We start from the raw sequence: 11,949 nt of genomic DNA, 5'->3' as shown, positions 1-11,949 counted from the left end.
TTACTTTTTGCTTCTGTGCGCGGCAACCGGTGCCCTCCTTTTTTTCTCTGTGGTTTAAATTTTCCTGCTTTGCGTGCTAGTTGAAGAAGGTTACTCTTAGCTGCTGATTTATCTCTATTTATGTTCAAAAGTCTCAAACTGATTAGGTAAAAAATCCACTAACCTGCCAGACAATCCAACATAGGTTTTTAAGGTTTCTGGAAAGGATAAAAATATTCTTGGCAGTATATTGAGTAACTGATCGTTACCTCTACTTTCAGCTTGTTGCACCGCCAATGGGATATCGGCAAAAGTAGTGAACATATATAAACAATGGCTTAGGTCTTTTTGAAGCTGTCGCATTTGGGTAGCTTCGCTCACTTGCATTTTATTCCAAGCATCCTGCCAAACGGGTTCGAGTTGACTATGCCCAAACAACATCCCTTGGCACCATTGTGCAACGGTACTTTGCTCTTGTCCTCTTTGGTTGAACGTAATACCCATAGGCAAGTGTATTTTCTCTTCACTCAGGCTTTTTAGCTGCTCTTGCAACACTTTCATCAAAATATCGGTGAGCTTATCTGCCTGCTCAGTACTTGTTAGTTGGTTACTCGCTTTAAGCGCCCAAGGTAACCATTTTTCAGGCATAGGAATTTCAGGTGCGCCAGCCACAGAAAAAATCACCCCTTGAATAAAAGCATAAGGATGTAGCACAGCGATTAATTCTTCAGACTCACACATTAAACTTAACGAGGCGTGAGCGGGTGATTCAAATTTTTGCATATGTTTACGCTACCTTTCTACCCTGACCACCTAAGGCATATTTACCTTTGCTATAAACCAGTAGAGTAACCAGTTGCGACAATTTATTCAAAAAGTGATTGCACAAAACCGTTATTGTTATAGTATAACATCACTTGAATATCTAACTCCCAGTGACTTATGCCTTTTAATCTATCAAAAATCACTTTATTAGTATTGGCTGTAATAGCCAGTCGTCCCGCTTTATCTGAAGATAAGCCCACTCAAAAAGATGAACATGATATTGAAACTCTCATCATCACCGCTTCCCCTCTTGGCCGTTCAGTTTTGCAGTCGGCCACGCCGGTTTCCATTTTAAGTGGTGACGAGTTAGAAATGAATCAAAGCGCGACCTTAGGTGAGACTTTAAAATCTGTGCCGGGCGTGAACAGTACTTATTTTGGCCCTGTATCGAGTAGCCCAATCATTCGTGGCTTGGATGGCCCTAGGGTAAAAGTCATACAAAATGGATTAGATAGTTCTGATGCGTCTCGCGTGGGGCCTGATCATGTCACAACCAATGAAACTAGCACAGCTACTCAAATCGAAGTGTTACGTGGACCATCGACATTATTATATGGAAGTGGAGCAATTGGTGGTGTGGTAAACGTAGTGGATAACCGCTTACCTAAAACTCGCCAAGATGACACATCAGGCCGAGTCAGTGCACTTTACGATTCGGTTTCAAATGAACGTTCGGTATCTACTGATCTTAATGGTGGCTCTGGGAAGCTAGCATGGCATCTTGATGCGTTCAAGCGTCAAACTGATGATTATGATGTGCCTGAGTTTACCCTTGAAGATGGTGACGTAGTAGACACCATTGATAATTCAGATATAGATTCACAAGGTTTTACGTTTGGAGCAGGTTGGATTGGTGACGATGTGACAGTTGCTTTATCTTACGGCAGATTAGAAACAGATTATGGTATTCCAGGCCACTCTCATGACGATCATGAACATGAAGAGGAAGAAGAACACCACGAAGAAGAAGAGCATGACGAGGAGGAGCACGAAGAAGAAGTGTTTGCTCGCATGAAGCAAGATCGTGTGCAATCAATGGTCGATTGGAAAAACCTCTCAGGCTTGTTCACTGAACTTCATTGGCATAGTGCCTATACCGATTATCAGCATAGTGAAATTGAAGAAGGCGAAATAGGCACTACTTTCGAAAATGATTCCATTGAATCAAGACTTTGGGCAAAACATAAAGCGGTAAATGGCTGGGAAGGTGTTGTAGGTTTACATTATAGCAACTCTGAATTTTCAGCTATTGGTGAAGAAGCCTTTACGCCGTCTACCGATTCAACCAATACTGCTTTATTTGTATTGGAAGAAAAATCAATTGGCAATTTTTTATGGCAGCTTGGCGCTAGAATTGAACACGTATCTCACAAACCAGACAACGACTTTTTTATCAATAGCGAAGTTGATGCAGATTTTGAAGACCTTACCTATACAGCAGCTAGTGCCTCAGCTGGATTTGTCTATCAAGTCAACGATAATCAGTCTTTGGCAATAAACTATGCATTCTCTGAACGAGCACCTTCATCTGCTGAAATATTTTCAAATGGACTTCATATTAGTACTTCTACTTATGAAGTAGGCGCTGGGTTTGATTTAGAAATTGATGATAGTGACCCAGACGATATTGAGTTTACTGTGGTGCAATCTGGTCATTCAGTTGATAAAGAAATCTCAAATAATTTAGATATTACTTATAGGATCCAAGCTAATAACCTGCAAACGAGCTTCAGTGTATTTTATAACCAAATCGATAACTATTTGTTTCAACAAAACACCGGCTTAGAATACCACGATCATGAAGCAGAAGAGCATGACGAAGAAGAAGGCCACGACGAGGAAGCAGGCACACCTGTCTATGCGTTTAACCAGCAAGACGCCGTACTTTATGGTTTTGAAGCTGATGTTGACTGGCATTTAAATGAGAATTTACGCGTCAGTGGCTTTACAGACTTTACTCGTGCCAAATTGAGCCATAGCGTTAATGGTAATGAAAATTTACCGCGGATCCCGCCAATGAGATTTGGAGCTGAGTTACATTGGGAACAAGACAATTGGCATGCAGAGTTAGGAGCGATTCATTATTCCAAGCAAGATAAAATTGCTGATTATGAAACTCAAACCGATGGATATACCTTAGTTTCTGCATCATTTAACTATTATGTTCCCTTGGGCGACAATGATTTAACCTTTTACGTGAAAGGCAATAACTTGACGAATGAGTTAGCCAAGGTTCATAGCTCTTTTATAAAAGATGTCGCGCCTTTACCAGCACGTTCATTCGTAGTGGGTGCTAAGTACAATTTTTAGTGTAGGTATTTTAGAGTAGACACTCAGTAAAAAGGGCCTAACTTCATAGTTAGGCCCTTTTAAAATCTAAAATAATCAATGGGCTTTTAACCTAGTATTCCAGCACTAGGCCTTTAACAATGCAATCGCTTGTTCTAGTTGCGAACGTGGGCAGCCAAAGTTTATACGTACAAAATTCTTATCACCAAAATCTATCCCAGGTGAAGGGCCAATACCTTTATCTTCAAAGTATTTTTGTGGATTATCTAAACCTAATCCACTGGCATCAATCCACGCCAAAAACGTTGCTTGTGGTGTCAGTAATTGTAAGCCATCTATACTGGCTATTTCTGCTACCAAATAATCCCTATTGCCACGTAGATAAGTTAATAGTTCCTGATGCCAATTATCACATTGGGTAAACGCGGCTTGAGTTGCTGTTAAACCTAAAACCGTTACCCATGGTACTATGCCTTTAGCTGCACTGTTAAATTTGTGTCTTATCGCAGCATCTTCAATAATCGCAAAAGACGTGCCTAAACCAGCCACATTAAAGGTTTTGCTGGCCGCCATAAGCGTAATGGCTTGGCCTTTAAAGTCAGCTAGTTTCCCAGCTGGTAAATGTTTAGCATCTTCATCTAAAATAATGTCGCAATGAATTTCATCAGAGCACAACATCACGTTATTACTTAAACAGATTTCCGCTATGCGTTGTAATTCTTCTGCCGACAGTACCGAACCAACAGGGTTCATGGGGTTACAAATAATAAAAAGTTTACATTTAGGGTCAGCGGCTTGTTTTTCGAGTTCATCGAAGTCGATTGTCCAACGCCCTTCCACTTCTACTGTTCCAATATCAACTTTAATTAAATTATTTAACTTAGGCGCCGCGATAAGCGGTGGATAGTTGGGTGTTTGAATCAACACTTTATCACCAGGTTGGCATAATGCCTTACAAGCCACATTAAACGCGGGCACCACACCTGGCGTCCACACAATCCAATCCGTCTTGATGTGCCAATCATATTGACGGGCTAACCAGTCGACCACAGCTTGATTGGCTGTTACATGGTCAGCTGGCAAAGTATAACCCATCAGGCCATGCTCAGTGCGTTCTTTAAGGGCATCTAAAATAGGCTCAGCACACCTAAATTCAGTATCAGCAATCCACATAGGTAGGATATTACGGTCTTTATATTTAGCCCATTTAAGGGCGTAAGTAGGAGTTCTATCGATAATTTTGTCAAACTGCATGAATACTGTCACTTCAATTGAAAAGGGTTAAAAAATAAGCAAAACAACGTTATTCATCATCCGCATTTCGAATAAGTCGCTCAACTTTAGTTATGAGATCATTGGTGTGAAAAGGTTTAACCACAAAATCAGATGCACCTAAGCGCATAGAATCAATCACCAATTTTTTGGTGGCGTTGGCAGTTAACATCAAAAATGGACAATGTGGTTTAGATTTTCGTAGGGCTGCAAGAATGTCTAAACCACTGACGTCTGGCATTAACCAGTCACACATCACCAAGGAAATATTATCCATATTGTCACTTTTCACATAATCCAATGCTTGTTTACTGTCAGAAAAAACGTAAATTTCGCCTGTTGTTACTTCCTCAAGAATGATTTGCACCAATTCAAGAGTAATGGTGTCGTCGTCAATTACCACAATGTTACAGTTGTACATCGATTTTCCTTCGGTCAAATAACTTCAATATCAAGAAACACCAGTGCCTTGTTCAGAATATAGTACGCAATACATTAGCAATGTAAATTATTTAACTTAGGGTTTATTGATATTTCATATGTGACATGGACAAAGCGCATTTATTGCTATTCTAATTACTTTATTAGCAAGGGGGACGGTTCGATTCTGTAATAAAAAGCCCAGATAGAACTGGGCTTAGATAATTAACAATGGATTTTTAATCTAATTTGTCAGTGGCAATGTGATAGCGAGGGTCCTCGTTTAGATTCATCTCTACATATCCTTGCGCTTTGGTCATCAATTCGCGACATTCGGGGCTGATATGCCTAATATGTAACTTCTTACCTTGTTCTTTGTATTTGTCGGCAAGCCCATCAATGGCATCGATTCCTGATGAATCCCATACTCGCGACTCGTTGAAATCAATGACCACATCTTGTGGATCATTTTGGGGGTCGAACAAGTCTTTAAAATGTAAAACTGAACCAAAAAACAACGGCCCTTCAAGTTCATACACTTTCCAACCATCATCGTCTGTATGCGTACTTGCATTGATGTGCGTCGCATGTTTCCAAGCAAACACTAATGCCGACACTATCACACCTACAACTACTGCTACGGCTAAGTCTGAAATAACAGTTACAGCCGTCACTAAGAACAACACAAAGGCGTCTTCTTTATTAATGCCTCGGATAATTCTGAAAGAGGCCCATTCGAATGTACCAATCACCACAATAAACATCACGCCCACTAATGCCGCTAACGGGATCATTTCTAGTAAAGGAGCAGCAAATAAAATAAAACCAAGTAACACCAATGCTGCAGTAATACCTGACAAACGACCGCGGCCTCCAGAGTTAATATTGATCATACTCTGTCCAATCATGGCACAACCACCCATGCCACCAAAGAATCCGTTTACTGTATTGGCAAACCCTTGTCCTAGGCATTCTCTATTACCGTGGCCGCGGGTGTCTGTCATTTCATCAATTAGCGACAGGGTTAACAAAGATTCAATCAACCCCACTAAAGCTAAGATAATAGAAGTAGGTAACACGATATACAGTGTTTCTAAGCTGAAAGGCACCATTGGAATAGAAAAACTTGGCAGTTCGCCGGCCAAGGTAGCACTGTCTTTTTGGTCAGCAGGTAACATGTCGCGGACAAAATCAATAACCGTTCTGGCTTCAAGATCTAAACCATGCACCAGCGCAGTCACCCCTACAATTGCCACCAAAGAAGCTGGCACGGCTGTGGTTAATTTAGGTAAAAAGAAAATAATGGCCATAGTAAGAGCCACTAAACCCAGCATCCAATACAGTGCTTCTCCTTGCATCCAAACTTGATTTCCTAAATCATCCAGTACTTTAAACTGGCCTAGTTGTGCAAGAAAAATAACTATTGCTAAGCCATTTACAAAACCCAACATGACCGGATAAGGCACAAGTCGAATAAACTTGCCCAACTTAAATATACCGAACATGAGTTGCAGTAGCCCCGCTAAAATAACGGCCGCAAAAAGGTACTGAATACCGTGTTGTGCAACTAAGGCGACCATAACAACGGCCATAGCCCCAGTGGCACCAGAAATCATTCCTGGCCTGCCACCTACGGCAGAAGTAATCAAACCCATCATGAAAGCCGCATATAACCCCACCATAGGTTCAACACCAGCGACGAAGGCAAAGGCCACAGCTTCTGGTACAAGGGCTAAGGCAACGGTGATCCCAGACAACACGTCATTTTTAACGTTACTGTCTTTATTGGTGATCAAATCAAACATTTGAATTCCTCGTAAATGATCGATGATTAAAAAATAGGCGCGGAGTCTAGCAGAAATACCCCAGTCTTTCTTTTAACAGATTGTTAATTGTAGGAATAAAAGACATAAAAAAGACCGGAAAACCGGCCTTTTTTATTTTAAGTACAAACTAAGCAAGGATATCAAGTAACTCAACATCGAATACTAAAGTACTATGTGGACCAATGGCGCCACCGGCTCCTTGTTCACCGTAAGCTAATTCTGCTGGTACATGTAGTTTCAACTTGGTCCCTACTTTCATAAATTGTAGGGCTTCAGTCCAACCTTTAATCACACCATTTACTGGAAATTCTGCAGGCTGACCACGATCGTAAGAACTATCAAATACACTGCCATCTAACAATGTGCCGTGATAATGAGTACGTACAGTTGATGTTAAAGTAGGTACTTCACCGTCGCCTTGAGTTATCACTTCGTATTGTAGGCCACTCTCAGTAACTGTGACTTCATCACGTTTAGCATTCTCAGCTAAATATGCTTCGCCTTGAGCAATCACTTCAGAAAATTCGGCTGCTTTAGCTGCTTGCATAATCTCATGAATTTCATTGAAGGCTACACGCAGGGTATCATTATCAACTTGAGCGGGTTGATTGTTGAATGCATCGGCAAGACCTTCTTGCACTGCTGCAATGTCTAAACCTTCAAAAGGATTTGCGCGTAATTGCTCACCCATTTGTAGACCAATACCGTAACTTGCTTGTGTTTGTATGCTTGAAAATTTATCTGACACTTTGGCTCCTATCTTGCCTTCCCCTCTTATCTTCAAGAGTTCTTGACACTATTGCTGTAAAAGCGCGCCAGTATATAGATAAACAACACAAAAAGCATATTTAGGTATGAATAATAGCGCTATTTACTTAGACAAATAGTTTACATATAAGTATCGTACTTAAAGATTATAATCAGTTTTGGAGACTCATATGTCACAAGTTTTGGATTCCCAGTTAACAGGAACAGTACGAAATTTAGGTGCTGTGTTAGGCGACACAATACGTGACCAGTTGGGCGAACAGTGGTTAGAAAGAATTGAAGCGGTCAGAAAGGATGGGCGAAAAGCGCATCAAGGTGATGACAATTCAGCTAAACGTGTTAAAAAATTATTTTCTGAGTTAAAAAATGATGAATTACTCACTATAGGCCGGGCATTTTCACAATTTTTAAACTTGGCGAATATTGCCGAGCAAGAATCCAATAGTAGTAATGATCAAGACGATCCAATCGATACCTTGTTTAGTCATCTAGATGCCGCTGACATACAAGCTGACACTTTTGAAAAGGCACTAGACCATTTAAATATTGAGCTAATTTTAACTGCACACCCTACTGAGGTGACTCGCAGAACACTTATTCATAAACACAGTGAACTAGCAAAATGTCTAAGCAAAGTGCATGCATCAGATATTAATGAATCAGCACGAGATAAAATTGAAACCCGCATTGCTGAACTCATAAGCCAAGCTTGGCACACTGAAGAAATTAGAACTATCCGCCCCACCCCAGTTGACGAAGCACGTTGGGGATTTTCGGTCATTGAAAACTCATTATGGGAAGCCGTGCCTGAGTTTATTCGCGAATTGGATAAACGTTTTGTCGATAAATTTGATTTGCCAATCCCATTAGATGTGTCACCAGTAAAATTTGGTTCGTGGATGGGCGGCGATAGAGATGGCAACCCATTTGTTACCTCTAAAGTCACCGAACAAGTGTTGTTACTAGCTCGTAAGCGCGCGGCCAAATTGTTCGCTAAAGATATTGATATTCTGCAAACAGAATTATCTATGAGTGATTGCGACGAAAATCTTAGAGAGCAAGTAGGCGATGTATTGGAACCTTATCGTGCAATCCTAAGACCACTGTTAGAAAAACTAGTCAAAACTCAAGAAGGCATAGTCGAAAAACTCAAAGATGAGCCTGTTGATATGAGCGACTGGATTGACAACAAAGAACAGTTGCTAGATCCCTTGATGATCTGTTATCACTCTTTACAAGCCTGCGGAATGTCTGTTATTGCCCGCGGGAATCTGCAAGACACTATCCGCAGAATTCACTGTTTTGGTGTGCATTTACTTAAGTTAGATGTGCGCCAAGACTCAGAAAGACATGCAGACGTATTTTCTGAACTCACCCGCTATTTAGGTTTAGGTGACTATGGTCAGTGGAGTGAAGAAGACAAACAAGCATTTTTACTGAGAGAATTAGCCTCAAAACGTCCATTGTTTCCACCCAAATGGGAACCCAGTGACGATGTACAAGAAGTATTAGATACCTGTAAAGTAATTTCACAAAACGGTAAAGATGGCTTTGGTATTTATATTATATCCATGGCCAGCCTGCCTTCAGACGTACTCAGCGTCAACTTATTGCTGAAAGAATTAGGGGTGACTTGGCCTATGCCAGTGTCCCCTTTGTTTGAAACCTTGGACGATCTAAACGCTGCAGCGAGTGTTATCCAAAAGTTATTCTCTATTGATTGGTACCGTGGCTATATTCAAGGTCACCAACATGTGATGATCGGTTATTCAGACTCAGCCAAAGATGCAGGCGCGATGGCGGCAGGTTGGGCACAATATGAATCACAAGAATCCCTTGTTGCCCTAGCAGAAAAAAATGACATTGAGTTAACCTTGTTCCATGGACGAGGCGGTACTATTGGTCGTGGTGGGTTACCCGCTCACGCTGCGATACTGTCACAACCACCTGGTTCATTAACAGGCGGCTTCAGAGTCACAGAACAAGGCGAAACCATACGTTATAAATTTGGTATGCCAATTTTGGCCCAGCGTAGCTTAGCTATGTATGCCAGCGCAATATTAGAAGCGTTAATTTTACCGCCACCTGCCCCCAAACAAGAATGGCGCGACGCTATTATAAAAATGGCTGCTGATGGACGAGATAACTACCGAAAAATCGTCAGGCATGACGAAAACTTTGTACCTTACTTCCGCGTAGCTACCCCAGAGCAAGAATTAGGCAAATTACCCTTAGGTAGTCGCCCAGCAAAACGTAAACCTACTGGTGGCATTGAAAGTTTACGTGCTATCCCTTGGATATTTGCGTGGGCGCAAACCCGCATGGTTTTGCCTTCTTGGTTAGGCTCGATGAAAGCAGTACAAACGTCTCTAGACGAAGGTAAAGATGACACCATCCGAGATATGCTAGATAATTGGCCGTTTTTCTATTCACGCTTGTCCATGTTGGACATGGTGTTTAGCAAAGCTGATCCAAAAATCAGCCAAGAATACGATCAAAATCTAGTACCTGAAGAACTTAGACATTTCGGTGATGCCCTACGTACCGAATTACAAGAAAGCATTGTTTTATTGTTAAAATTACTAAAACAAGAGACGGTAATGGAAGGGGATCCTAAAGGTAATATTTCCATGAATATCCGTGCTAGTTACTTACAACCTCTGCACTATTTGCAAATCGAATTGCTAAAAAGAACGAGAGCATTAGGCGACGAACACGACCCGACTCTAGAACGCGCCATGATGGTGACTATAGCGGGAATTGCTGTGGGTATGCGAAATACCGGCTAAATATATCCGAACTGACTTGCCAAGGAAGGCAAGTTTTAGTTTCTTGATTGAGTTAGAAAACCTACCCTATAGTGTTTCAGTCATCACCCTGCAGCGCTTTCCAATTCCCACTAATCCTTTGTAATTCACCATTATTTGTTAAGGTATCAATTGCTTTGTTAATCTTATGCAAAGTACTAATATCAGATGACTTTTTACTCAACATAATAAAAATGTCGGCACTGTAAACCTTCAGAGGATGGGCTTCAAACTCACCTTGTAATCGATACTTTTTAACAAAAGATTGCATAGTGTTGGGGTCAACTAGAAAACCATCTAAATGCCCTTTCATCAATAATGTGACATTTTCTTCGAGATCAACTACTTCACTTATGTTGGATTTGAATTTTTCTGTTTTGATTAGCTCGGCATAATCTTTGCCATAGTAATAGCCACTTTCCACGCCTAGTTTGTATTGACTGCCCGTTAAATCGGACAAGCTTTCTAGGTGGATATTTTTAGCATGCCCTTGTCTTACAAAAAGTCTTACAGTTTCTTTGCGGTAAGGCTTCGAAAAATAAGCATATTCTTCACGCTCTTTTGACCAAGACGCGCCCATAGCGACATCCATCTTACCTGCTTTAAGATAATTTAGGTGAGTATTCCAAGGGACTTCTGCAGTGGTAAAACTAAGGTTTGCTTCGATCATAATGGCATTAAAAGAATCAATATCTAAGCCAACAAGTTGATGTTTTTCATTATGATATTGATAGGGATACCACAACTCCCATCCCACAGATAAGTCTTCAGCTTTAATCTGAGAAACATGTAAAAGTGAGATAAATAAAAATAAAAAGTGTAGCTTCATTTTCTGGCTTTTATGATTATATTAATCCAAGTTTATCAATTAATTAAGGTTAATAGCTACTCTTCAATTATAGACATCCTTGCTCTGTTTCTATAAAACCCCAGCCCATATAACAAAGGAAACAATACAAACAACACATATCCAGAAAAACCGATCCAATCAGCGGGTAAACATAATGAAAACAATAAGGAAAGCGCACCTATTCCAGCGCCAATCGACCACATATATATTTCAGTCTGAGTATCAAAGTATTCCCCCTTATCCAATGCAAGACCTTCTTTTTTCCTCTGAGCATAAAGATACAAAGCAACAAAATTAACCGATAAAAGCAGAAAACCAATCCCATAAAAGGCAAACATAAAGCGTAATTCCCATACATAGTTAATTGTCATTTCCATAGGAAAATAACCATTGCTGATGCGATTAAACAGCGCCTGCATCATCAACCTTAGAGGGTAGATATAGGTCAACACTAATATGATTAAACATGAGCTCAAAAATATTGTCATTCCATCTTCTAAACCATACCGCCGGCACCAAACAGCATGAGAATGCCAAATCCACATAATTAATGCACAACTAGCGGTAAAAGCAGGTATTTGTTTGGTGGCATCTACAAAGTCTTGCATTGTGTCTGGTACAGCACCAACAGAGATCACCAACATAGTAACGGCAAATGCGAAAGCGGCTGCAACAAAGGTTTCAATACGGGTCATATTTTCGCCGCGCATTTTAAATGTATAAGCTTTAACTTTATTCGACACTGTTTTTTCCTTTTGGAAACAAGCACCTATTAATACCCTTTTTAAGGGCAATAAAAAAGGCCACCTAAGTGACCTTTCTTGAATAAGTAAACCTTCTACTTAAAGGATTTTGGCTACTACGCCAGCACCTACAGTACGGCCACCTTCGCGGATTGCGAAGCGTAAACCTT

At 40.6% G+C, this 11,949-nt stretch carries 10 protein-coding genes; 2 read left to right on the top strand and 8 right to left on the bottom strand.

The window, feature by feature from the left end; translation table 11 throughout:
* Positions 1 to 114: 114 nt before the first annotated feature.
* The gene (locus tag AAC000_RS18125; protein WP_339724689.1) at positions 115 to 762 is read right to left on the bottom strand and encodes a UPF0149 family protein; all 648 of its coding nucleotides are present in this window, start codon (positions 760 to 762) and stop codon (positions 115 to 117) included.
* A 159-nt stretch (positions 763 to 921) separates the two neighbouring features.
* Here AAC000_RS18125 and AAC000_RS18120 point away from each other — a divergent pair, with 159 nt between their 5' ends.
* Positions 922 to 3,114 (top strand): TonB-dependent receptor, encoded by a 2,193-nt coding sequence (locus tag AAC000_RS18120; protein ID WP_339724687.1) that lies wholly within the window; start codon positions 922 to 924, stop codon positions 3,112 to 3,114.
* 105 nt (positions 3,115 to 3,219) lie between these two features.
* Here AAC000_RS18120 and AAC000_RS18115 read toward each other — a convergent pair whose 3' ends face one another.
* The 4 genes from AAC000_RS18115 to AAC000_RS18100 all read right to left on the bottom strand — a co-directional run bounded on the left by AAC000_RS18115 (position 3,220) and on the right by AAC000_RS18100 (position 7,359).
* The gene (locus AAC000_RS18115; protein ID WP_339724685.1) at positions 3,220 to 4,347 is read right to left on the bottom strand and encodes a PatB family C-S lyase; all 1,128 of its coding nucleotides are present in this window, start codon (positions 4,345 to 4,347) and stop codon (positions 3,220 to 3,222) included.
* A 49-nt stretch (positions 4,348 to 4,396) separates the two neighbouring features.
* Complete coding sequence (locus tag AAC000_RS18110) at positions 4,397 to 4,786, bottom strand: response regulator (RefSeq protein ID WP_339724683.1); 390 nt, start codon at positions 4,784 to 4,786, stop codon at positions 4,397 to 4,399.
* Positions 4,787 to 5,024: 238 nt separating this feature from the next.
* Positions 5,025 to 6,590, bottom strand: a complete 1,566-nt coding sequence (locus AAC000_RS18105) for a SulP family inorganic anion transporter (RefSeq protein WP_339724681.1) — start codon at positions 6,588 to 6,590, stop codon at positions 5,025 to 5,027.
* 148 nt (positions 6,591 to 6,738) lie between these two features.
* Complete coding sequence (locus AAC000_RS18100; protein ID WP_339724679.1) at positions 6,739 to 7,359, bottom strand: FKBP-type peptidyl-prolyl cis-trans isomerase; 621 nt, start codon at positions 7,357 to 7,359, stop codon at positions 6,739 to 6,741.
* Between the two features lie 190 nt (positions 7,360 to 7,549).
* Here AAC000_RS18100 and ppc point away from each other — a divergent pair, with 190 nt between their 5' ends.
* Complete coding sequence (gene ppc, locus AAC000_RS18095; RefSeq protein WP_339724677.1) at positions 7,550 to 10,168, top strand: phosphoenolpyruvate carboxylase; 2,619 nt, start codon at positions 7,550 to 7,552, stop codon at positions 10,166 to 10,168.
* Between the two features lie 76 nt (positions 10,169 to 10,244).
* Here the strand turns inward: ppc and AAC000_RS18090 are convergent, their stop codons facing one another.
* The 3 genes from AAC000_RS18090 to AAC000_RS18080 form a co-directional block, all read right to left on the bottom strand.
* Entirely contained in the window at positions 10,245 to 11,015 is a 771-nt protein-coding gene (locus AAC000_RS18090; protein WP_339724676.1) for a transporter substrate-binding domain-containing protein, read from the bottom strand.
* Between the two features lie 56 nt (positions 11,016 to 11,071).
* Complete coding sequence (locus tag AAC000_RS18085; RefSeq protein ID WP_339724675.1) at positions 11,072 to 11,779, bottom strand: TMEM175 family protein; 708 nt, start codon at positions 11,777 to 11,779, stop codon at positions 11,072 to 11,074.
* A 99-nt stretch (positions 11,780 to 11,878) separates the two neighbouring features.
* Positions 11,879 to 11,949, bottom strand: a 71-nt coding sequence (locus AAC000_RS18080) for a hypothetical protein (protein ID WP_339724802.1), incomplete at its 5' end; no start/stop codon positions are given.

Origin of the sequence: uncultured Paraglaciecola sp. (assembly GCF_963977085.1) — a bacterium.
GTDB lineage: Bacteria > Pseudomonadota > Gammaproteobacteria > Enterobacterales > Alteromonadaceae > Paraglaciecola.
Note: the sequence above shows the minus strand (reverse complement) of the source record. Positions and strands in the feature narration are given on the sequence as shown.